This window comes from Actinorectispora metalli, from assembly GCF_056323685.1.
Genome location: NZ_JBREYE010000001.1, coordinates 1,361,866 through 1,384,791, shown reverse-complemented (window position 1 = coordinate 1,384,791; position 22,926 = coordinate 1,361,866). Strand labels below are relative to the sequence as shown.

General features: G+C 69.7%; 19 protein-coding genes. 16 read left to right on the top strand and 3 right to left on the bottom strand.

What is annotated here, in order from left to right; genetic code table 11:
* Positions 1 to 28 precede the first annotated feature (28 nt).
* The 3 genes from ACU6XJ_RS06280 (at position 29) to ACU6XJ_RS06270 (ending at position 3,822) form a co-directional block, all read left to right on the top strand.
* On the top strand, positions 29 to 928 hold the full coding sequence (locus tag ACU6XJ_RS06280; RefSeq protein ID WP_476307564.1) for an AurF N-oxygenase family protein: 900 nt from the start codon (positions 29 to 31) through the stop codon (positions 926 to 928).
* Positions 925 to 1,881, top strand: a complete 957-nt coding sequence (locus ACU6XJ_RS06275; protein WP_476307563.1) for an alpha/beta fold hydrolase — start codon at positions 925 to 927, stop codon at positions 1,879 to 1,881. The genes ACU6XJ_RS06280 and ACU6XJ_RS06275 overlap by 4 nt, the downstream gene beginning before the upstream one ends.
* Positions 1,882 to 2,301: 420 nt before the next feature.
* Positions 2,302 to 3,822, top strand: coding sequence for a M14 family zinc carboxypeptidase (locus tag ACU6XJ_RS06270; protein WP_476307561.1), 1,521 nt, complete (start codon positions 2,302 to 2,304; stop codon positions 3,820 to 3,822).
* Between the two features lie 48 nt (positions 3,823 to 3,870).
* Here the strand turns inward: ACU6XJ_RS06270 and ACU6XJ_RS06265 are convergent, their stop codons facing one another.
* The gene (locus tag ACU6XJ_RS06265) at positions 3,871 to 4,503 is read right to left on the bottom strand and encodes a TetR/AcrR family transcriptional regulator (RefSeq protein ID WP_476307558.1); all 633 of its coding nucleotides are present in this window, start codon (positions 4,501 to 4,503) and stop codon (positions 3,871 to 3,873) included.
* Between the two features lie 262 nt (positions 4,504 to 4,765).
* Between ACU6XJ_RS06265 and ACU6XJ_RS06260 the strand changes: the two genes are divergently transcribed.
* The 11 genes from ACU6XJ_RS06260 (at position 4,766) to ACU6XJ_RS06210 (ending at position 19,858) form a co-directional block, all read left to right on the top strand.
* Complete coding sequence (locus ACU6XJ_RS06260) at positions 4,766 to 5,707, top strand: alpha/beta fold hydrolase (protein ID WP_476307556.1); 942 nt, start codon at positions 4,766 to 4,768, stop codon at positions 5,705 to 5,707.
* Positions 5,708 to 5,899: 192 nt separating this feature from the next.
* On the top strand, positions 5,900 to 6,859 hold the full coding sequence (locus tag ACU6XJ_RS06255; RefSeq protein WP_476307555.1) for a DUF3152 domain-containing protein: 960 nt from the start codon (positions 5,900 to 5,902) through the stop codon (positions 6,857 to 6,859).
* 545 nt (positions 6,860 to 7,404) lie between these two features.
* Positions 7,405 to 8,580, top strand: coding sequence for an adenylyltransferase/sulfurtransferase MoeZ (moeZ, locus tag ACU6XJ_RS06250; protein ID WP_476313816.1), 1,176 nt, complete (start codon positions 7,405 to 7,407; stop codon positions 8,578 to 8,580).
* A 145-nt stretch (positions 8,581 to 8,725) separates the two neighbouring features.
* Positions 8,726 to 9,514 carry a TIGR02569 family protein gene (locus ACU6XJ_RS06245; protein WP_476307552.1) on the top strand — a complete coding sequence of 263 codons (789 nt, stop codon included), beginning with the start codon at positions 8,726 to 8,728 and terminating at the stop codon, positions 9,512 to 9,514.
* A 205-nt stretch (positions 9,515 to 9,719) separates the two neighbouring features.
* Positions 9,720 to 11,864 (top strand): molybdopterin oxidoreductase family protein, encoded by a 2,145-nt coding sequence (locus ACU6XJ_RS06240; protein ID WP_476307550.1) that lies wholly within the window; start codon positions 9,720 to 9,722, stop codon positions 11,862 to 11,864.
* Complete coding sequence (locus tag ACU6XJ_RS06235; RefSeq protein WP_476307548.1) at positions 11,861 to 13,324, top strand: FAD-dependent oxidoreductase; 1,464 nt, start codon at positions 11,861 to 11,863, stop codon at positions 13,322 to 13,324. Before ACU6XJ_RS06240 ends, ACU6XJ_RS06235 begins: the two co-directional genes overlap by 4 nt.
* 212 nt (positions 13,325 to 13,536) lie before the next feature.
* On the top strand, positions 13,537 to 14,937 hold the full coding sequence (locus ACU6XJ_RS06230; RefSeq protein ID WP_476307546.1) for an MFS transporter: 1,401 nt from the start codon (positions 13,537 to 13,539) through the stop codon (positions 14,935 to 14,937).
* 196 nt (positions 14,938 to 15,133) lie between these two features.
* A complete protein-coding gene (nirB, locus tag ACU6XJ_RS06225) occupies positions 15,134 to 17,647 on the top strand; it encodes a nitrite reductase large subunit NirB (RefSeq protein WP_476307544.1) in 2,514 nt (837 codons plus the stop codon).
* A gap of 8 nt (positions 17,648 to 17,655) precedes the next feature.
* Complete coding sequence (gene nirD, locus ACU6XJ_RS06220; protein WP_476307543.1) at positions 17,656 to 18,000, top strand: nitrite reductase small subunit NirD; 345 nt, start codon at positions 17,656 to 17,658, stop codon at positions 17,998 to 18,000.
* A gap of 77 nt (positions 18,001 to 18,077) precedes the next feature.
* Entirely contained in the window at positions 18,078 to 19,175 is a 1,098-nt protein-coding gene (locus ACU6XJ_RS06215; RefSeq protein ID WP_476313815.1) for a uroporphyrinogen-III synthase, read from the top strand.
* Entirely contained in the window at positions 19,172 to 19,858 is a 687-nt protein-coding gene (locus ACU6XJ_RS06210) for a sirohydrochlorin chelatase (protein WP_476307541.1), read from the top strand. Before ACU6XJ_RS06215 ends, ACU6XJ_RS06210 begins: the two co-directional genes overlap by 4 nt.
* Here the strand turns inward: ACU6XJ_RS06210 and ACU6XJ_RS06205 are convergent, their stop codons facing one another.
* Together ACU6XJ_RS06205 and ACU6XJ_RS06200 are read right to left on the bottom strand one after the other, a co-directional pair.
* Positions 19,859 to 20,581 (bottom strand): Clp protease N-terminal domain-containing protein, encoded by a 723-nt coding sequence (locus ACU6XJ_RS06205; protein ID WP_476307539.1) that lies wholly within the window; start codon positions 20,579 to 20,581, stop codon positions 19,859 to 19,861. It lies immediately after the preceding gene.
* A gap of 65 nt (positions 20,582 to 20,646) precedes the next feature.
* Complete coding sequence (locus tag ACU6XJ_RS06200) at positions 20,647 to 20,934, bottom strand: MGMT family protein (RefSeq protein WP_476307538.1); 288 nt, start codon at positions 20,932 to 20,934, stop codon at positions 20,647 to 20,649.
* Between the two features lie 89 nt (positions 20,935 to 21,023).
* Here ACU6XJ_RS06200 and ACU6XJ_RS06195 point away from each other — a divergent pair, with 89 nt between their 5' ends.
* Both ACU6XJ_RS06195 and ACU6XJ_RS06190 read left to right on the top strand, forming a co-directional pair.
* Complete coding sequence (locus ACU6XJ_RS06195; RefSeq protein ID WP_476307537.1) at positions 21,024 to 22,085, top strand: glycoside hydrolase family 18 protein; 1,062 nt, start codon at positions 21,024 to 21,026, stop codon at positions 22,083 to 22,085.
* Positions 22,086 to 22,277: 192 nt separating this feature from the next.
* Positions 22,278 to 22,913 carry a hypothetical protein gene (locus ACU6XJ_RS06190; protein ID WP_476307534.1) on the top strand — a complete coding sequence of 212 codons (636 nt, stop codon included), beginning with the start codon at positions 22,278 to 22,280 and terminating at the stop codon, positions 22,911 to 22,913.
* The last annotated feature ends 13 nt before the right edge of the window (positions 22,914 to 22,926 follow it).

The window sequence follows — 22,926 nt, the reverse complement described above, 5'->3', positions numbered from 1 at the left end:
CGGTAACACTTCACGTGGTGAGGCGAAGATGACCAGGACTCTGCAGGTCGCAGATCGAGAGAAGACCGCCGAGCGGCTGCTGAACTCCTCGGCCAAGAACTCCTACGACCCCGAGGTCGACATCGACTGGGAGGCCGAACTCATACCCGGCAAGTTCTACACGCCGGAGCACCGGATCTCCCTCTACGGCACCACACTCTACGAAACGCTCAGCCTGGAGCAGCGCATCGAGCTGTCCAAGCACGAGGCCGCGAGCGTGGCATCGACCGGCATCTGGTTCGAGGTCATCCTGATGAAGATGCTGCTCAAGCAGGTCTACGACCAGAACCCGACCAACCGCCACGCGCAATACGCGCTGACCGAGATCGCCGACGAGTGCCGCCACTCGATCATGTTCGCCAGGGGGATCGAGAAGTTCGGCGTGCCCGCCTACGGCCCGCGCGGCCAGGTGCACCGGCTGGCGAAGCTGCTCAACATCATCTCCTGGGGCCCGTCGATGTACGGCGCGATCCTCGTCGCCGAGGAGGTGCTGGACCGGCTCCAGCGCGAGGCGATGGCGGATGAGACCGTGCAGCCGCTGGTGCGCATGGTCAACCGCATCCACGTGCTGGAGGAGGCCCGCCACGTGCGCTTCGCGCGTGAGGAGGTCACCCGGTACATGGCCACGATCAGCAAGCCGGAGCGGGCCTACCACCGGTTCATGCTGGCCACCATCTCGCACTTCGTGATGGACTCGCTGATCCACCCGGACGTCTACGTGGCGGTCGGGTTGGACCCCAAGCAAGCGCGCCGCGTCGCCAAGGCCAACCCGCACCACCGGGAGTCCATGCAATGGGCGGGCGAGCGGATCATGGGCTTCCTGGACGGCGCGGGCCTGATCGGCGGTCCCGGCAAGCAGCTCCTGCGCAACGTCAACCTGATCGCATGAGCGAGGCAGCCCGCAGGACGCCGTGGAGCCCTGCCGAGGTCAACCGGTTCGTCACCGCGGACGGCACGGCGTTGCAGGTGATGGACTCCGGTCCCCGCGACGCCGAGGTCACCGCGGTGCTGGTGCACGGCTGGACGCTGGACATGCACACCTGGGGCAAGGTCGTCGACGGCCTCGCCGAGGCGGCCGGACAGCCGGTGCGGGTGCTGCGGTACGACCACCGCGGCCACGGCGGCTCCGCGCCCGCGGTGGGGGAGGCGGCCTGCATCGAGCAGGTCGCCGACGACCTCGCCCAGCTCATCGCCGAGCGCGTGCCCAAGGGCCGGGTCGTGCTGGTCGGCCACTCCATGGGCGGCATGACGATCATGGCGCTGGCCGAGCGGCACCCCGACCTGTTCGCCGAGCGGGTGGCGGGTGTCGGACTGCTCAGCACCGCCTGCGGCGATCTCGCCGAGGCCTCGCTCGGCGTGCCCAAGTTCGCCGTGCGTGGGGTGGCGCGTGCCGAAGTGGCGCTGAACAACGCCTTCGCCGGTTCGCGGCGCGCGGTGCTGTTCAAGAGCAGCACGCTGCTGCGGCCCGGGGTGCGCTGGCTGTTGTTCGGCAAGGGCGCCGACCGCCGCGACGTCGCCGACGTAGCGAAGGCGGTGGCCGGGAACAACCCGGTCAGCATGGCCTCCTTCCGCGTCTCGATCGGCCGCCACCAGCGCAAGGAGTTCCTGGCCGCGATGGCGGACCTGCCCGTTGTCGTGCTGGTCGGCGGGGCCGACCGGCTCACGCCCAAGAAGCTCTCCAGGGTGATCGCCGCCGAACTGCCCTCGGCCCGGCTGGTCATCTTCCCCGGGGTCGGCCACATGCTCCCGCTGGAACGTCCGGAGGAGACGGTCGACCACCTGGCCTGGCTGGTACGGCAGGCCACCGCGGTGAAGCGCACGCGCCGCGCCGCCGCGAAGTAACCGGGCGAGCGGCGTTCACCGGGACGGCCGCCGTTCACCCGAAAAGGATGACCGCGACCGGCTCCTCCCCTGTGGAGCCGGTCGCGGTCACCCGTTGGGGTGGGTTTTCGCTGTCCCGGCCCGCGAACGGCCCAGGCTGCTGCGATGGACACCATCGCGGCGCGGTTGCTGCGGGCCTCGGCCGGGATTCCTGTGACGTCGATTTCCGCGCATCGGTGAGGCGGGTTTCCGCCCTTCGTAAGTTCCGGTTGCGGGCGATGACGCTGCCGTTCAACGAAATCAACGCCGGGAAGTGGAAAACGCGGCCCTCCGGTGTCGGCGGCGGGGGCTAGCATCGGGCTGTTCTGGTGGGTGAACCCTGTTCCCACCAGGCGATACCCGTCTGTCCACTGAGGATCCCTGCACTCCTTGGAGACGCTCATGACCGGACTACGGCGACTGCTGTGCCTGTTCGCCATCGCCGCCCTGTTCGCTCCGCCCGCTGCCGACGCGCGATCCGACCGGCCGCTGCTGGTCCGCGTGGACGCGGCCGATTCCGCGCGACTCGCCGCGCTCGGCTTCGATGTCGTGGGGGGCGCCGACCTTGTTCTGCACGATGCCGCCGACGCCGCCCGGCTGCGCGCCGCCGGCGTCCGCTGGCAGGTCCTGGCCGACCTGGAGACCCTCGCCGAGCAGCGGCGCGCTGCCGATGCGGAGTACGCCCGTGTCACCGCGCGTTCGGCGCTGCCCAGCGGCCGGGACGCCTACCGCACCCTCGCCGAGGTGGAGGCCGAGCTCACCCAGCTGAACGGCAAGTACCCCACACAGACGCGGGTGATCACGCTGCCGCACAAGACGCTGGAGGGCCGGACTGTCCGCGGGCTGGAGATCTCGCGTGACGTCGCCGCGAGCGCGCACAAGCCGGTGTTGACGGTGACCGGCGCGCACCACGCCAGGGAGTGGCCCTCGGTGGAGGCCACCATGGAGTTCGGGTACGACCTGCTGGTCAACGCCGCCGACCCGCGCATCGCCAAGATCCTGGACACCGCGCGCGTGATCATCGTGCCGGTGGTGAATCCCGACGGCTTCCACATCTCGCGGTCGATGACGCAGGAGATGAAGCGCAAGAACTGCCGGGTTCGCGACGGTCAGGTGCCCGCCCAGGGTGAATGCGCCCGCTCGGAGAATCGGTCGCTTGGCGTCGACCTCAACCGCAACTACGGCTCGCGGTGGGGCGACAGCGGCTCCAGCGGCAGCACCACCTCGGAGACCTACCGGGGCGGCGGGCCGTTCTCCGAGCCCGAGGGCCAGAACGTGCGCGACCTGGTGTCCGCCCACCAGGTGACCGTGCTGCTCAGCAACCACACCTACGGCAAGGTGGTGCTGCGCCCCGCCGGTCCCGAGGACGCCGCCTACTCGGCGCTGGGCTCCCGGCTGAGCTCCGCGCCGGGCTACGACTCGTCGTCGTTGCAGGTCGGCGGCATGACCGAGCGCTGGTCCTACGACGCCACGAGCGGCTTCGGCTTCACCGTGGAGATCGGCGCGGGCAACTTCCACCCGCCGTTCGAGACCGGTGTGGTCCGCGAGTACCTGGGTGCCTCCGGGACCGGCGGGCTGCGTGAGCTCTACCTGCGCGCCGCCGAGGCCGCCGCGGACCGCACCAAGCACGCGGTCCTGACCGGCACCGTCGCGGCGGGCGCGGCGTTGCAGATCAGCAAGGAGTTCAACCTCACCACCAGCGACGGCCGCCAGGTGCCGACCAAGCTGACCTCAACCCTCACCGCGAAAGCCGACGGCACCTTCAGCTGGGATGTCAACCCCTCCACCAGGGCGGTCGGCAACAGCGTTGTGGACGAGCAGTGGACGCTGACCTGCACCGCCCCCGGCAAACCCGCCGTGAGCACCAAGGTGCTCCTCCGCCGCGGTGCCACGGCGACACCCGACTTGGCGGGCTGCCGCTGACCCAGGACGCGAGTGCGGCACCTGAGCCAGGTGCCGCACTCGTACAGGTCAGTGGGTGAGCGGGAAGCCGCCGATGCCCTTCCAGGCGAGGGTGGACATCAGGGCCACCGCCTCTTCCTTGGGGATGGCGCGGTTGTTGTCCAGCCAGTGGCGGGCCGAGACCTGGCTGACGCCGACCAGACCGACCGCGATGAGCTGGGCGCGCTGGGCGTCCAGGCCGGTGTCCTCGCTGACCAGCTTCGCGATCTCCTGGGCGCACAGCACCGTGGCCCGCTCCACGCGGTCCTGCACGGCGGGCTGCCCGCGGAGGTCGGATTCGAAGATCAGCCGGAACGCCTGGCCCTCGCCGTCCACGAAGTCGTAGTAGGCCGCGATGGCGGCGTGCACGCGCTGCTTGTTGTCGGTGGTCGAGGAGACCGCCTCCCGCACCCGCGCGACAAGCTCGTCAACGTGGGTGTCCAGCAGGGCGAGGTAGAGCTCCAGCTTGCCCGGAAAGTGCTGGTAGAGGACCGGCTTGCTGACGCCGGCGCGCTCGGCGATGTCGTCCATGGCGGCGGAGTGGTAGCCGTTGGCGACGAACACGTCCTGAGCGGCCGCGAGCAGCTGGGCACGCCGTGCGTTGCGGGGCAGCCGAACCCCGCGCCCCACGGGCGGGGTCAGATCCTGCGCCGTCTCCGTCATGCTGCCTCCAGCCCTCCTCGCGTTCGCCCTAGCCTAACGGCCAGGACGTACGACCTTACTGGTTAGTAATACGCTGCCTAGGACTTCCCGGTAAAGGCTTGTTTGTTACCTGTTAACGTTTCAACCGACGAGCGCGCATCCTGTAAGAGATATGACGCTGATTGAGAGTGCGCAGCGCACCGCCTCGCTGCCCAGCGGTTCACCAGCCGCCCCAGTATCCGTGCCGGAGCGGGGTTCAGTCACGCGAATCGCGTTTTCCGAGGTGCGGCTCCCGCCCCTGGACTATGACCAGCCGGCATGGCCCGGCCGCTTCGTGAAGGCCAATGGTCTGCGGCTGCACGTGCGCGCCACCCCCGGTCCCACCCGCCGCGCCCCGCTGGCGGTGTTCGTGCACGGCCTCGGCGGCTCCGCCACGAACTGGACCGACCTGGCGGGCCAGCTGTCCGGGACGATGCGCGGGATGGCGCTGGACCTGCCCGGATTCGGCCGGACCAAGCCCCGCGACGACCACGACTACACGATGCGCTCGCACACCGAGACGGTGTGCCGGTTCCTGGACGGCCTCAAGGCCACACCCGTGCACCTGTTCGGCAACTCCTTCGGCGGCGCCATCGCGTTGCAGATCGCCGCCCGCCGCCCGGACCTGGTGCGCACGCTCACCGTGATCTCGCCCGCCATGCCCGATCTGCGCCCGGACCCCCGGCGGATGTCCGACCCCCGGCTGCTGCTGGCCAACCTTTCCTTCCTGCCGTTCCTGTCCGAGCGTGCCCGCGCCCAACTGCGCACGGTCACCGCGCGGGAGCGGGCCGAGCGCATGCTGCGCCTCTGTTACGCCGATCCGTCCTCGGTGTCCGAACAGCGCCTGCTGGAGGCCGCCACGGAGTACGACGAACTGGGGCGCCAGCCGTGGGCGGGGGCCGCGCTCGGCCGCACCGCGGTGGGCCTGATCAAGAGCTGGTGCATGCCCAAGCCGCTGTCCATGTGGGCGCTGCTGCCGCAGATCGAGGCGCCCACCCTGGTGGTGTGGGGCACCGAGGATCGCCTGGTCACCGTGCGCAAGGCGCCACGCACCGCGGCGGCCATCCCGCGCGGGCGGCTGCTGGTGCTGCCGCGCACCGGTCACGTGGCCCAGATGGAGCGCCCCACCACGGTGGCGCGGGCGGTTTTGGGCATGCTGGAGTCCGTCGAGGCAGGCTCCTGGTAGGACCGTCAAGGTTCCGCTAGTGATCGTGGGTCGCTGAATGACTCCATTCGAGTGATGTGGCACTCTTGTTACGTGGGCCGGACGACGCAGGAACCTCGCGCGGCGGCCACCAGACGAGCGCTCCCCGCAGCGGACTCAGACGATCCAGCAGAGGACGACCTCGCGGACGAGCGCGCCGATGGTGGCCGCGGTATGCGCTCCACTTCGGACAGTCGGTACGCCAGAAGCGGCCGACGGACCGGTGGTGAGCCGCTGGCGGCGTCCTGGAATCCCGGCTCGACCGCGGTGCGCAAGCCGAAGCAGCAGCGCAAGCGCCCGCTGATGGCGGTCTACAGCTGGAAGGTCTACGCGCTGCCCATCCTGCTCGTGCTGACCGTGCTCGCGGCGCTGGACGCAGCGAAGCCGAGGGACAACCAGGCCGCGGCCCCGCTGGAGCCCGCCGACGAGAAGCCCGCGCTGTCCGAGGCGCCCCCCGGCGCGCGGTTCGCGGGCAACATCCCGTCCGCGGAACTGCCCGGCGGCGCGGAGATCCCGCTGAAGGGCAGCGGCACCTATCGGGTGCTGCCGGGCAACTCGGAGCAGTTCGGCACCGGCAAGCTCTACACCTTCACGGTGGAGGTCGAGGACGGCGTCACGCTCGCCGAGGGCAACGACTCGTTCGGGCGGCTGGTGCAGGACACCCTGCTCAGCCCACAGAGCTGGGCCGGGTCGCCGGACCCGAAAATCGCCCTCAAGCGGGTGGATTCCGGCAAGCCCAGCTTCCGGGTGACGCTGCTGTCGCAGGAGTCGGCCCGTCAGGTCTGCGACTACGGCGACCCGATCCCCTACGACACGTCCTGTTACCGGGGCGATGACCGGGTCTACATCAACGCCGCCCGCTGGGTGCGCGGTGCGATCGCCTTCGGCGGCGACAACGGCGCCTACCGGCGGTACGCCATCAACCACGAGGTCGGCCACTTCTTCAACAAGAAGCACGTGCCCTGCGGCGAGGCGGGCGGCCTGGCGTCGGTGATGATGCAGCAGACCCTGAGCACCTCGAACAACGACCTGTCGGAGATCGCGGGCGACACCCAGGGCGCGCGCATCCCCAAGGACGGCAAGGTCTGCAAGTACAACCCCTGGCCGTATCCGCACGGCACGCAGGCCGGATAACCGACCGGGCTCGACCGGCTAACGAGCGGCCCCTACCACTCGACGCCCCGCACCGGCGGCCTGTGTCATGACCGACCGTGCCGAAATTCCTCCGGGACGTGTGGGTCAACCTGCTGGCCAACCTCGTCGCCGCCGCGATCATCTACCTGCTCGGCGTCGGGCTGAAACTCTTTCCAAGCAACTCGGATGCCGTCGTCGGCGCCTTGGTCATGGTGATCGGCAGCCTGAGCATCTACCTCTGGCATGGTGGCCAGAGCCTTCTCTTGTATCGCCTGAAGTGTGCGTGCACCGTGGTTGTCGGTGCGCTGCTCATCGCAAGCGAAGCCCATGCGGGCCTTGCCGACGTCGAATCCCGGGTCACCTTCGGGGCGGGCGTGCTGGCTCTGCTCGTGGGCGTGGTCGTCTGGGTCGCAGGTGAGTACCTCGGCCTGTCGGAAGCAGAGCAGCGCGTCACATTTCAGGCAGGTGAAGGGAACACCCGGCGGGGGGTCGGTGTTGAATCGGGGCAGGAAGATGGTTGGCCGCCGATTGGGAGGAAACCCCAGATGCCGACTTTGCCGCCGCTCGTTGAGCCGGCCTCGGAGCTGACCAAGGAAGAGGTCGCTCGCTACAGCCGCCACCTGATCATCCCGGATGTCGGGATGGACGGACAGAAGCGGCTGAAGAACGCCAAGGTGCTGGTCGTCGGTGCGGGCGGTCTCGGCAGCCCGGCGCTGATGTACCTGGCCGCCGCGGGCGTCGGCACGCTGGGCATCGTCGAGTTCGACGTGGTCGACGAGTCCAACCTCCAGCGTCAGATCATCCACGGCGTGTCCGACCTGAACCGCCCGAAGGCGGAGTCGGCGCGGGACTCCGTACTGGAGATCAACCCGCTGGTCACCGTGAACCTGCACCAGGTGCGGCTGGACTCCACCAACGTGCTGGACATCTTCAGCCAGTACGACCTGATCCTGGACGGCACCGACAACTTCGCCACCCGCTACCTGGTCAACGACGCGGCCGTGCTGTCCGGCAAGCCCTACGTGTGGGGCTCGATCTTCCGGTTCGAGGGCCAGGCCAGCGTGTTCTGGGAGGACGCGCCGGACGGCCAAGGCCTGAACTACCGCGACCTCTACCCCGAACCCCCGCCGCCCGGCATGGTGCCCTCCTGCGCCGAGGGCGGCGTGCTCGGCGTGCTCTGCGCCTCGATCGGCTCGATCATGGTGAACGAGGCCATCAAGCTGATCACCGGCATCGGCGAGACCCTGCTGGGCCGCCTGATGGTCTACGACGCACTGGAGATGAGCTACCGCACCATCAAGATCCGCAAGGACCCGGCGGGCGAGAAGATCACCGAGCTGATCGACTACGAGGCGTTCTGCGGCGTCGTCTCCGACGAGGCCCAGACCGCGGCGGCGGGCAACACCATCACCCCGCAGGAGCTCAAGGACCGCATCGACAGCGGTGACGACTTCTTGCTGGTGGACGTCCGCGAGCCGCACGAGTACGAGATCGTGAAGATCCCAGGCTCGGTGCTGATCCCCAAGGACCGCATCCTCTCCGGCGAGGCGCTGTCCGAACTGCCGCAGGACAAGCCGCTGGTGCTGCACTGCAAGTCCGGCCAACGCTCCGCCGAGGCACTGGCCGCCCTGCACCGCGCGGGCTTCTCCGACGCCGTCCATGTCGGCGGCGGCGTGCTCGCCTGGGCCCGCCAGATCGACCCCAGCCTGCCTACCTACTAGGCAGGCGCCCGCGGGCTGAACGACGTTTGCGCCGTTCAGCCCGCGAATGGGCGGGAAATCACCCCCGAATGGGGGTAATCCTGTTGATCCACCCCGCTAATGGGCACTGCCGTTTTGTCGCCCACAAGGGGTACCGTGCGCGATCGTGGGTCCGACGTCGCAACCTCCGCCGCCGCATGTGCGGGCGGCTTTCGGTGCGCGGGACGCCGAGGTCGAGGAGATCGACGGGGTCTGGCGCAGCGGCGGCATCATGTTCAAGCCGACCTCCAACCCCGCCGAGGCGGCCTGGGTGGGTGCCACCCTGGACGGGCTTTCCGTGCCCAATCTCCGGCTTGCGCGACCGCTGCTGTCCAGCGACGGCCGCTGGGTGGTGTCCGGCTGGACCGCCACCCGGCATGTGATGGGACGCCCCGAGCCGCGTTACGACGCGGTGATCGCCGCCTCGCTGCGGCTGCACGAGGCGACCTCCCGACTGGAGCGGCCGCGGTTCCTCGCGCTGCGCAGCGATGTGTTCGCCACCGCCGATCGGCTCGCCTGGGCCGAGCAGGACCTCCCGCTGGACTACGAGCGCGGCGGCGAGTTGTTCAAGGAGCTGATCCACTACCGCCGCCCGGTCACCCTGCGTCCGCAGATCGTGCACGGCGACCTCTACGGCAACGTGTTGTTCGCCGGGGCGGCGCCGCCTGCGGTGATCGACTTCTCGCCGTACTGGCGGCCCGCCGAGTGGGCTGCCGCCGTCGTGGTGGTCGACGCGCTGGCCTGGGGCAGTGCCGATCCCGGACTGGTGGAGCGGTGGGAGTTGGCGCAGTGGCCGCAGGTGCTGCTGCGCGCACTGCTGTTCCGGCTCGCTGTCAACGCCCTGCACCCGAGATCCACTGTGGAATCGCTTGCCGGTTTGCGACAGGTGGCGCAGCACCTCCGCCCGCTGCTGTGACCGGTGGCACGTGAACTACCGTTAAATATGCATAAAAGACGAATGTTCTTACCGCTTTCTCAGCGGTCAACGCTGGCATCCAGCAGGCTCACCCTGTGAGCTTGTCTGTTGTGGGCGCCAGTTCGCATGCCTGAAACATGGCGCCATCCCGAGGTAACGGGGCCGACCTACCTTCGGCCTGAGATCGGACAAATGGGGAGGGCGCATGCCTGCCGACGGTGGAACGTCGACCCACTGTCCCTACTGTGCCTTGCAGTGCGGAATGAGCGTGCGGGTCGAGTCGGGACAGGCGGCAGTGACGCCGCGTGACTTCCCGGTCAACCGCGGAGGTCTCTGCCAGAAGGGCTGGACCTCGGCCGCTGTGCTGACCACGCCGGGCCGCCTGACCACGCCGCTGCTGCGGCGCGACGGGGAGCTCACCCCCGCGTCCTGGGACGAGGCACTGGACTTCGTGGCCGCGCGGCTCACCGACATCCGGGCCGAGCACGGGCCGGACGCGGTGGGGCTGTTCGGCAGCGGCGGCCTCACCAACGAGAAGGCCTACCTGCTCGGCAAGTTCGCCAGGGTCGCGCTGCGCACCTCCCAGATCGACTACAACGGCCGGTTCTGCATGTCCTCGGCCGCCGCCGCGAGCAACCGGTCCTTCGGCGTCGACCGCGGCTTGCCGTTCCCGGTCACCGACCTCGGCGAGGCCGATGCTGTGCTGCTGGTCGGCGCCAACGTCGCCGAGACCATGCCGCCCTTCGTGCAGCACCTGCGCCGAGCCACCGGCCGCGGCGGGCTGATCGTGATCGACCCGCGCCGCACGGCCACCGCCGAGCAGGCCGCCCTGCACCTGGCTCCCGCGCCCGGCACCGACCTCGCGCTGGCACTGGGGATGCTGCACATCGCCGTCACCGAAGGCCTCGCCGACCGCGACTACCTGCGGGAACGCACCAACGGCTTCGATGAGGTGTGGCGCAGTGCGCTGAACTGGTGGCCCGAGCAGGCGGAGCGGGTCACCGGGGTGGCCGCCGCCGACATGCGGGCCGCGGTGCGCATCCTGGCCGAGGCCAACCGGGCCTACATCCTCACCGCGCGTGGCACCGAGCAGCAGGCCACCGGCGTTGACAACGTCACCGGCTGGATCAACCTGGCGCTCACCCTCGGCCTGGTGGGCCGCCCCGGCTCCGGCTGGGGCTGCCTGACCGGCCAGGGCAACGGCCAGGGCGGCCGCGAGCACGGCCAGAAGGCCGACCAGCTACCCGGCTACCGCAAGATCGACGATCCGGCCGCCCGCGCGCACATCGCCGGGATCTGGGGCGTCGAGGCTGACACGCTGCCCGGCGTCGGGCGCTCCGCCTACGAGCTGCTGGACTCCCTCGGCGGCCCGGACGGGCCGAAGGCGCTGCTGGTGTTCGGCAGCAACATCGCCGTCTCCGCACCCCGCGCCGGGCACATCACCGACCGGATGGCCGCGTTGGACCTGCTGGTGGTGGCCGACTTCGTGCTGTCGGAGACCGCCGAGATGGCCGATGTGGTGCTGCCGGTCACGCAGTGGGCCGAGGAGAGCGGCACCATGACGAACCTGGAGGGCCGCCTGCTGCTGCGGCAGCGGGCGTTGAGCCCGCCGGACGGTGTGCGCTCAGACCTCGAGGTGCTGCACGACCTCGCGGTACGCCTCGGCCAGCCCCCCGAGCGGTTCCCGGTGGAGCCCAAGGACGTCTTCGAGGAACTGCGCAGGGCGTCGGCGGGCGGCGTCGCCGACTACGCGGGCATCAGCTACTCGCGGCTGCTGGACGGGGAGGCGCTGCACTGGCCCTGCCCCACCGAGGACCACCCCGGCACGCCGCGGCTGTTCCTGGACCGCTTCGCCCACCCGGACGGCCGGGCCCGCATGGTGCCGGTCGCCTTCCGCGGCGCCGCCGAGAAGCCCGACGAGGACTACCCGCTGTACGCGACCACCGGCCGGGTGCTCCAGCACTACCAGTCCGGCGCCCAGACCCGCCGGGTCGCCGAACTCGCCGCGGCACAGCCCGAAGCGTTCGTCGAGGTGCACCCGGACACCGCCGCCCGCGCCGGTCTGGCCAACGGGGTGTGGGCCGATGTGTGCTCGCGGCGGGGCACCGTGCGCGCCAGGGTCCGCTGTGTCGCGAGCATGCGGATGGACACCGTGTTCCTGCCATTCCATTTCGCCGCGGAACAGCGCGCGAATCTGATCACCAATCCAGCGCTTGACCCCATCAGCAGGATGCCGGAATTCAAGATTTCCGCCGTAAGGCTGGAGTCGATCACCGAACCTGCCGATGACAGAGAGGTCCGTGGGGTCGGGGAGCCGAATTCGGAGTTACCGGAGAGGACGGTCCGATGAGTCCCCGACGTGTTGTGGTCGTGGGTTATGGAATGGCCGGGGCGCGTTTCGCCGAGGAGATCCGCCGACGCGATCCCGCCGCCGAGCGGGTCGCGCTGACGGTCATCGGCGAGGAGCGTCACGCCGCCTACAACCGGGTGCTGCTCTCGGCCGTGGTGGCGGGCTCCATGGACCCGGGCGCGGTGCGCCTCAACGACCCGGAGTGGGCCGAGCGCAACAACGTCGACCTGCGGCTCGGTCAGGCCGTGGCCGAGGTCGACCGCCAGGCCCGCCGGGTGGAACTCGCCGACGGACAGGTGATCCACTACGACGCGCTGGTGATCGCCACCGGCAGCAGGGCGTGGATCCCGCCGACCGACGGGCTCTGCGACGAGGACGGCGAGCCCGCCGAGGGCGTCGCCGCCTTCCGTACCCTGGACGACTGCGAACGCATCCTCGCCGCGGCCCGCCCCGGCGCCCCCGTGGTGGTGCTCGGTGGCGGCCTGCTCGGCCTGGAGGCCGCCCGCGGGCTGGTCGGCAGGGGTGCGCTGGTCACCGTGGTGCACCCGGTCGGGCACCTGATGGAACGCCAACTCGACCCCTACGCCGGTCGAGTGCTGGCCGACTCGCTGCGCTCGCTGGGCATCGAGTTCCGGATGAACACCCTGGCCACCAGCTATGTCGCGGGCGATGGTGTGAAGCTGGACGACGGCAGCCACCTGCCCGCCGAACTGGTCGTGGTCTCCGCGGGCGTGCGCGCCGAGACGGGACTGGCCTGCCGCGCCGGGCTCACCGTGGACCGCGGCATCCTCATCGACGACTCACTGCGCACCAGCGATCCCAGGGTGTACGCCATCGGCGACTGCGCCCAGCACCCCGGCACCATATCCGGCCTCGTGCAGCCCGCCTGGGAGCAGGCAGGCGTGCTCGCCGACCTGCTGACCGGCACCGACCCGGCCGCCCGTTACGCGGGCACACCCGTCGTGACCAGGCTCAAGGCCCGTGACATCGATCTCGCCGCGCTGGGCGAGGTGCACACCGAGACCGACGCCGAGGGCGCCGAGGTGCTGCGGCTGGAGGACCCGGCCCGCGGCCGCTACGCCAAGCTCGTGCTGCGCGACGACCGGGTGTGCGGGGCGATTCTGCTCGGCTCGCCGGACGCCGCGGCCACCATCACCCAGCTTTTCGACCGCGGCGCGCCCGCGCCGACCGACCGGCTCGCGCTGCTGCTGGGCCGGGCGCTGCCCGCCGCGGGCGGCGGCTCGGCCAGCCCCGTCGACCTGCCCGCCGCCGCGGTGGTCTGCCGCTGCAACACCGTGTCCAAGGGCCAGCTGGTCACCGCCTGGCGGGCGGGCGCCCGCAGCGTCGGCGCTTTGGCCGACGCCACCAGGGCCACCACCGGCTGCGGCGGCTGCCGCGAAGCCGTGTGCGGAATCGTGGACTGGCTTTCCGAACAGGAGCCCGCGGTCCGCAGCGCGTGACCTGGCCAACAATTCCACAGGCGATAGGTCTCAATTCGAGCGGATTGCTGCGCCGAATGTGACCTCACCAGCATGAATCGGCGCCGTGAAGTCGAGTTTCCACGGGCGTCACATCAACTCACGTTCAGGTAATGGGCTTTTCGTACGGTCATTTCGTCGCGGGGGCAGACGGGGTCGGAGCGGCGATCCGACATATGCGAGGAGAGAAGTCGATGAGTATTGCGGTGCCCACCGACGTCGAGGCGCAGGCGCCTCCGGCGGAGAAGGCCAAGGGCCGCTGGATCAACGACTGGCGGCCGGAGGACCCGGACTTCTGGGAGAAGACCGGTAAGAAGATCGCGAACAAGAACCTGTTCTTCTCGATCCTGGCCGAGAACCTGGGCTTCACCGTGTGGGTGCTGATGAGCATCGTCGTGGTGAGCCTGCCCGCGGTCGGCTTCACCTTCAGCGTCGGCCAGACCTTCTGGCTGCTGATCGTGCCCAACCTGGTCGGCGCGACGCTGCGCATCCCCTACACGTTCGCGGTGCCGAAGTTCGGCGGCAGGGTGTGGACCACCATCAGCGCCACCCTGCTGCTGATCCCCTGCGCGATGCTGGCCTTCGCGGTCACCACGCCGGGAACGCCGTACTGGTTCTTCCTGCTCACCTCGGCCGCGATGGGCTTCGGCGGCGGCAACTTCTCCTCGTCGATGGCCAACATCTCGTTCTTCTACCCGGAGAGCAAGAAGGGCCTGGCGCTGGGCCTCAACGCGGCGGGTGGCAACCTGGGCGTGGCCCAAGCCCAGCTTCTGGTGCCGATCGTGATCAGCTTCGGCACCGGCGTCAAGCTGGCCTACGCCGCACTGGTGTGGATGCCGGTGATCGTCATCGCGGTGGCCTGCTCCTGGCTGTTCATGGACAGCCTGACCTCGGCCAAGCCGGACGGTAAGTCCTACAAGCTGGCGATGAGCAACAAGCACACCTGGATCATGTCGTTCCTCTACATCGGCACGTTCGGCTCGTTCATCGGCTTCTCCTTCGCTTTCCCGTCCCTGATCAAGATCTCCTTCGTGGACTACAAGGGCTGGGTCGCGCTGGCCTTCCTCGGCGCGCTGATCGGCTCGATCTCGCGGCCCTTCGGCGGCTGGCTGTCCGACAAGATCGGCGGCGGCAAGATCACCATGGCGGTGTTCTTCGGCCTGATGGTCGGCACCATCGGTGTGATGACCAGCGTGGGGCTGAACAGCTTCGGGCTGTTCTTCGGCTCGTTCATCCTGCTGTTCGTGCTCAGCGGCATCGGCAACGGCTCCACCTACCGGATGATCCCGATCATCTTCTCCGCCGAGATCCGCAAGCGCGCCCAGGAGACCGGCGAGAACGTCGACGCCGCGCTCAAGGCCGTCAAGCGGCAGGCCGCCGCGGTCGTCGGCGTCGCGGGCGCCATCGGCGCCTTCGGCGGTGTGCTGGTCAACTACGTCTTCAAGATCTCGCTGGAGAGCACCAAGTCCCTCACGCCCGCGCTCAGCGTGATCCTGGTCTTCTACGGCGTGTGCGTGGCGACCACCTGGTGGTTCTACCTCCGTCAGCGCGTGCTGGCGCAGACGCGGCCTTCCTTGGCCTGGGCAGGCGTCTGACCTCAAATCGTGACCGTGGGCGGCAGGTGACGGTGGTTACGTCGCACCTGCCGCCCAGGCCTATATGCAGGCGTTTCGCAAGCGACAAAAGCTTCTACCTGCGGCGTGAGGTTGGTTTAACAGCCCCGTCACACCGCTGAGAAGCCCAAGACACGGCCTGCGCACACCCTGGGAACACGCGACTTTGGAGGTGTTCATGCGGCGCACGCTGGTTGTCGCCGGCCACGGCATGGTCGGTCACCGTTTGGTGCAGGCGCTGCGGGACCGCGACTCCGACGGCACCTGGCAGGTGGTCGTCTTCGCCGAGGAAAACAGGCCCGCCTACGACCGAGTCGGGCTGTCCACCTACGTCGGCTCGTGGAACCCGCAGGATCTGGCGCTGGAGGGCTGCCGGTACGAGGGCGACGAACTGGTCACCCTGCGGCTGGGCGACCCGGTGGTCGCCGTGGACCGCGTGGCCCGCACGGTCACCTCGGCCTCCGGGCACGTGCAGGGCTACGACGCCCTCGCGCTGGCCACTGGCTCCTACCCGTTCGTGCCGCCGGTTCCCGGCCACGACCTGCCGGGCTGCTTCGTCTACCGCACCATCGACGACCTGGACGCCATCAGGGTGACCGCGGAGCGCGCCAAGAACGGCCGTGGCCGCAGCGCCGCGATGGTCGTCGGTGGCGGCCTGCTCGGGCTGGAGGCGGCCAAGGCTCTGCGCGATATGGGCATGTCCCCGCATGTGGTGGAGATGGCGCCGCGGCTGATGCCGATCCAGATCGACGACGGCGGCGGCGCGCTGCTCAAGCACCTGATCGAGGCGCTGGACGTCACCGTCCACACCGGCACCCACGCCGAGGTCATCGAGCAGGACGGGACGCGCCTGTTCTCCCGGCTGGCCAACGGCGTCGAGCTTGACCTTGACCTGGTGGTGTTCTCCGCGGGCATCCGCCCGCGCGACCAGCTTGCCCGCGAGTCCGGCCTGGAGGTCGGGCCGCGCGGCGGTGTCGTGGTGGACGCGGGCTGCCGCACCTCCGACGAGCACGTCTACGCCATCGGCGAATGCGCGCTGGTCGGCGGCCAGATCTACGGCCTGGTGGCGCCCGGCTACGCGATGGCCGAGGTGACCGCGGACCGGCTGCTGGGCGGCGATGCCACCTTCGAGGGCGCCGACACCTCCACCAAGCTCAAGCTGCTCGGCGTGGACGTGGCCAGCTTCGGCGACGCGCACGGCGTCACCGAGGGCGCGCTGGAGGTCGTCTACAAGGACGCCGTCACCGGCTCCTACAAGAAGCTGGTGGTCTCCGACGACGCCAAGACGCTGCTCGGCGGTGTCCTGGTCGGCGATGCGAGCGCATACGCGAGCCTGCGCCCGATGGTGGGCCGCCCGCTGCCCGCCGAGCCCGGCTCGCTGGTCGCCCCCGCTTCGGCGGGAGCCGAGGGCATCGGGGTCGGCGCGCTGCCCGACGAGGCGCAGATCTGCTCCTGCAACGCGGTCACCAAGGGCGCGATCAAGCACGCCATCGGCGAGCAGGCCTGCGCCGATGTGCCGTCGCTGAAGGCCTGCACCAAGGCGGGCACGTCCTGCGGATCGTGCATCCCGATGCTCAAGCAGCTGCTGACCGCCTGCGGGGTGGAGCAGTCCAAGGCGCTCTGCGAGCACTTCTCCCAGTCCCGCGCGGAGCTGTTCGAGATCGTCAGCGTCACCGGGATCAGGACGTTCTCCGACCTCGTCGCCAAGCACGGCACCGGGCTGGGCTGCGACATCTGCAAGCCCGCGGTCGCCTCCATCCTGGCTTCGCTGGGCAGCGGGCACATCCTGGAAAGCGAGCAGGTCGGCCTGCAGGACACCAACGACCGCTTCCTGGCCAACCTCCAGCGCAACGGCACCTACTCGGTGGTGCCGCGAATTCCCGGCGGGGAGATCACGCCCGAGAAGCTGATCGTGATCGGCGAGGTCGCCCGCGACTTCGGGCTCTACACCAAGATCACCGGCGGGCAGCGCATCGACATGTTCGGCGCCACCATCGACCAGCTTCCGGAGATCTGGCGGCGGCTGGTGGAGGCGGGCTTCGAATCCGGGCACGCCTACGGCAAGGCGCTGCGCACCGTGAAGTCCTGCGTCGGCACCACCTGGTGCCGCTACGGCGTGCAGGACTCCGTCGGCCTGGCGGTTGAGCTGGAACTCCGGTACCGGGGTCTGCGCTCGCCGCACAAGCTGAAGTCCGCGGTGTCCGGCTGCGCCCGCGAATGCGCCGAGGCGCAGAGCAAGGACTTCGGCGTGATCGCCACCGAGAACGGCTGGAACCTCTACGTCTGCGGCAACGGCGGCATGCGGCCGCGGCACGCCGACCTGCTGCTGTCCGATGTGGACAAAGACACGCTGATCCGGACCATCGACCGGTTCCTGATGTTCTACATCCGCACCGCAGACCGGCTGCAACGCACCTCGGTGTGGCTGGAGAGCCTGGAGGGCGGCCTCGATCACCTGCGGGACGTGATCGTGCACGACAGCCTCGGCATCTGCGACGAGCTTGAGGCGCAGATGGCCAGGCACGTCACCGACTACACCGACGAGTGGGCGGGCGTGCTGGCCGACCCGGAGAAGCTCGCCAGGTTCACCTCGTTCGTCAACGCCCCGGGCACGCCGGACCCGACGATCTCGTTCCGCGAGGAGCGCGGCCAGAAGGTGCCAGTGCTGCTCGGCATCCCGGAGGTCAAGTGATGACGACGATGAGCACAGAGCAGACGGATGTGTGGCTGGCGGTGTGCCCGCTGAGTAGAGTTCAGCCGGAGACCGGGGTCGCGGCGCTGCTTCCCGACGGTACCCAGGTCGCGATCTTCCGCACCCATGACGACCAGGTCTTCACCCTGTCCAACCACGACCCGTTCAGCGGGGCGATGGTGCTGGCCAGGGGCATCGTCGGGGACCGCCGTGGCACGCCGACGGTGGCCTCACCCGTCTACAAGCAGGTGTTCGACCTGCGTACCGGCGTCTGTTTGGATGACCAGAGTGTGGCAGTTGCGACCTACCCGGTCCGCGTCCGTGAAGGCCTTGTCGAGGTGGGCATACCGTGACCGCCGGCGTGGTCTCGACCCGAGCGGCCGCGTGTTTCCCGGCCACCGAGGAGTTGGCTGTGCCGGCTGAGCAGAACATGGTTCTCCCGCTCGCCGGCTTCACGGTGGCGGTGACCGCGGCCCGGCGTGCCGACGAACTCGGCACCCTGCTGGAACGACGGGGCGCCAACGTGGTGCATGCCCCCTCCATTCGCATCCTCCCGCTGCCCGAGGACGTCGACGCGCTCGCGGCGACCCGCGATGTGGTGTCCGCGCCGGTGGACGTGGCCATCGCCATGACCGGCATCGGCTTCCGCGGCTGGGTGGAGGCAGCCGAAGGCTGGGGCCTCGGCGACGCGCTGCGGCACCGGCTTGGCCCGGCCCAGATCCTCGCCCGCGGCCCCAAGGCCAAGGGCGCGGTCCGCGCCGCCGGTCTCAGCGACACCTGGTCGCCGCCGTCGGAATCCTCCGGTGAGCTGCTCAGTCACCTGATGGCGGAGGGCGTGGTCGGCAAGCGCATCGTCATCCAGCAGCACGGCGAGCCGATGCCGTCCTTCAGCGATCCGCTGCGCGAGGCGGGCGCCGAGGTCGTCGAGGTGCCGGTCTACCGCTGGTCGGCGCCGCCGGACACCGGTCCCATGGAGCGCCTCATCGACCTGCTGGTGGCGGGCGGCGTTGACGCCGTCACCTTCACCAGCGCCCCCGCCGCGCTGAGCGTGCTGCGGCTGGCCCGCAAGCTCGGCAAGCTGGACCCGCTGGCCCGCGCGCTGCGCGAGGACGTGATGGTCTGCTGCGTCGGCTCGATCACCGCCGGTCCGCTGGTGGAGATCGGCGTGACCACCGTGCAGCCCGAGCGTTCCCGGCTGGGCTCGATGGTGCGTCAACTGGCCGACACGCTGCCCGCCAAGGCGCTTCGGCTGCGGGTGGCCGGTCACGACCTGGAGGTCCGCGGCCACGCCGCGCTGGTCGACGGCGTGCTGCGCCCGATCCCGCCCGCTCCCATGGCGCTGCTCCGCGCGCTGGCCGCCAAGCCGGGTGTGGTGGTGTCGAGGCAGGAACTGCTGGACGCGTTGCCCGGCGGGGGAGAGGAGCACGCGGTGGAGACCGCCGTCGGGCGGCTGCGGGCCGCCCTCGGGCAGTCCCAGCTTGTGCAGACCGTGGTCAAGCGCGGCTACCGATTGCCGACCGACCGATGACCCTCGTCCTGGTCGCGCACGGCACCAAGGACCCGGCGGGTGCCGCCGAGGCCGAGTCGATCGCCGACCGGCTGCGGGCCCGGCTTGGCCGCATCCCGGTGCGCCTGGCGTATGCCGACGTCCGCGCCCCCGGCGTCACCGAGGTGCTGCGCGAGCTGCGCGGACCCGCGGTGGTGGTGCCCGCCTTCCTGGCCGCGGGCTACCACGTGCGGGTGGACGTCCCCGAGCAGATCGCCGCGAGCGGCCACCCCAACGTGGTGCTCACCGACCCGCTGGGCCCCGCGCCCACGCTCATCGCGGCGGTGGCCGACCGGCTGGCGGACGCGGGCCTGCGTGCGGGTGACGGTGTCGTGCTCGGCGCCGCGGGTTCCTCCGACCTGCGCGCCCAGGCCGATGTCCGCCGCGCGGCGGCGCTGCTGACGGCCCGCCTCGGCACCCGGGTGCAGCCCGGGTTCGTCACCACGGCCTCGCCGCGGGTGCCGGACGCCGTCGAGGCCTTGCGGCAACGGGGTGCCGAGCGTGTGGCGATCGCCTCCTGGCTGCTGGCCCCCGGCCTGTTCCAGCAGTCCTTCGGTGTATCCGGCGCCGATGTGGTGGCCCAGCCCATCGGCGCGCATCCCCGGCTGGTGGAGCTCATCGTGCGGCGTTACCTGGCGGCGCGCTGCTACCACCAGGCCGCCTGATCACTTCTTCGTGATCTCGGCCAGCATCTCCGCGACGGTGTTCTCGACGCCTGCCTTGTCCACGCCGAGGCCCGCCAGCACGCCGGTGCCGTCCTCCAATTCCAACAGCGCGAGCAGGATGTGCTCGGTGCCGATGTAGTTGTGCCCCAGGCGCAGCGCCTCCCGGAACGTGAGCTCCAGTGTCTTCTTGGCCTGCCCGTTGAATGGGATCAGTTCGGGCAGCGCGGCGTCGGTCCTCGCGGGCAGCGTCTTCAGCGCCGTCTCGACGACGCGGTCCAGCGGCACGTCCTGCGCGACGATCGCCTTGGCCGCCAGGCCTTCCGTCTCCGTGAGCAGCCCCAATATGAGGTGCTCCGGTTGGATCTCGGTGTTGCCCGCCGCCTTGGCCGCCTCCTGCGCCGCCATCACGACGTTGCGGGCGCGCGGGGTGAAGCGGCTGAAGCCCTGGGCGGGGTCGAGGTCGTTGTCCCCCTTGGCGACGAACCGCTTCTGGGCGGCCTGTTTCGTCACGCCCATGCTCTTGCCGATCTCGGTCCACGACGCTCCGGAGCGCCGGGCCTGGTCGACGAAGTGGCCGATCAGGTGATCGGCGATATCGCCGAGGTGATCGGCCACGATCACCGCGCTGCTGAGTTGTTCGAGTGCGTCCGAGTTGGCCTTCTTGATCGACTCGATCAGGTCGTCCAGCCGCACCGGAGTGCTCATCTTCACAGGTTCCGTCATGTCGTCAACTCTAGGTTGACGCTTGAGCATCGTCAACTCTCGGTTGACGGTTGTTCGCTGTGGGCTTAGGACTGCCAGCGGTAGGTGCGCATGCTGATCCGGCCGTCCTTGGCGAGCACGCCCTCGGCGCGCAGCAGCGCAAGCTGTTCGCGGGCGATGTGCGGAGCGGGCGTGCCGTTGCTGCGCAGCACGCGGTGCCAGGGGATGTCGTGGCCGTCCTCGGAGAGGATGCGACCGACCAGCCGCGGGGTGGACAGCCCGGCCAGCGCGGCGATGTCGCCGTAGCTGGCGACTTTGCCCGCCGGGATGGACTCGACGATCTCGCGCACCCGCTCCAGGGTCTGTTCATCCACCCGATCAGTGCACCACACGACGGGGTGCAAACCGGCGGCACGGCCCTGACGTGCTGGAATTGCCGTCCGCATCGGCGCACGATGCGATGATGAGCACCCGTCGGCTGCCGCTGCTGCGCATCGGTCTCTGCATGCTCGCCGTCGCGGCGACGGCCTACGGCCTGGGCGCCCTGACCGGGACCACCGGGAGCTTCGACCTCGCCGCCCGCACCGAGGCGACGCCGCCGCCGCCCCCGCCTGGCGACCCCGGCGAGCCCAACGCCAAGGCCATTCACACCGCCCCGTACGTCAACCTCTCCGCCAAGGTCGACCTCGGCGAGTTGGTGAAGGGCAGCGGTCTCAAGCACTTCACTCTGGGTTTCATCTCGGGCGCGGAGTGCAAGGCGCGCTGGTTCGGCGCCCACGAGGCGGGCGGCGCACCCGGTCAGGGCTGGCGCAGTGCCGAGATCGGCGCGATCCGCAAGGCGGGCGCCGACATCAGGGTGTCCTTCGGCGGTCCCGACGGCGCGGACCTCGCCAAGGCCTGCGCCGATGCCGACACGCTGGCCCACGAGTACAACGCGGTCGTGAACAGCTACCGGCTGCGGTTCATCGACATCAACCTCGACGCCGCCGCGGTCGCCGACCCCGACACCCTGTCCAGGCGGGCCGCGGCCCTGTCGATGGTGCAGCGCAACAACCCGGGCCTGAACATCTCCCTGACCGTCCCCGGCGCCGACGGCGGCCTGACCCAGCAGGCCTTGCACGCTGTGCAGGCCACCCGCGACGCGGGCGTCGTCCTGCACGCGGTGATCCTGGCGGGCGAGCAGCGCCTGTCCACCTCGCGGGCCCGAGCAGCCGATTCGCTGATCGACCAGGCCAAGGCCCTGCACGCCCAACTCGCGGCCCTCTACCCCGGACTGGACGTCGCCCAGCGCTGGCGCATGGTCGGCCTGGCGCCCACCATCGGCAAGTCCTCCGACGGCGCGGTATTCGACCAGGAGCAGGCCCGCGCGCTGGTGGACTTCGCAAAGGCCACTAAGATCGGTCCGCTGACGTTCTGGGAGCTAGTCAAGGACCGCAACGCCTGCACCGGCGACGCCGCCCAGTGCACCAATATCTCGCAGCAGCCCTATGATTTCGCCGAAATATTTGCGGTCTACCAGGGCTAGTTCGGGTTAAAGAGTTTAATTGGCTAATTGTGTCGGGTTGAGACGCGGGAATTATCCGGCCGGATAATGGGTTTCTCGGGCCAACATCCGTGAAACATAGAAGCGAAAAACACGGGGTCGACGGTGTAGTTGAGGTCTTGAATTCGTGTTTAGCTTGCGCTGTCCCGAAAGCTCCAAGACCCTGGAGTGTGCATGTATTCACGAATGAAGCGCGGAATTGTTCGGCTGGGCATTTCCGTCATTGCGCTCACGCTCGGCCTCTCGGCTGCCACCGCGGCGCAGGCGAGCAGCCCGGAACCCGGCGGCGACATGATCTGTAGTGCGGTCGCGGGCCGCGACGGCGGCTGGGCCTACTGCAAGGGCAATGGCATGTTCCTGGTGCTGGTGGAGTGCGAGGGGGGCCGTACGCACGTCTCGCCTCCGATCAGATTCAACGGCACCGCGGGCACCGGATACCGGTGTTCCAAGGGTGCCTCCGCGGCTTATGTCTATGCCGTCGATCTCGACGGTAAGCGGGAGCTAAAGAGCGAATCCGCGGGCCCGATCGACAAGCCCGCTGATTTCCCGGTGTTCGAGGGTGCGGGTGCTTTGTTGTGCGGTGGAGAAAAGCTGCACCCGTGGGCGGTCGGTGAGTGTGCGACCAACCAGGCGGCTCTTTTCCTGGCGGCCGCCTACTGCGACGGCAATGACCGGGCGATCACTTCTCCCGTCATCTGGATCGTTCGGGGCGGTGCCGCCGCCTATCTGCGCTGCCGCAAGACCGTGGACGACGTCGTCGTCATCGCGGTGAAGCCGGACGGCGGCCGGGAACTCGTGGCCCGCGTCTGAACTCCGACAGGCC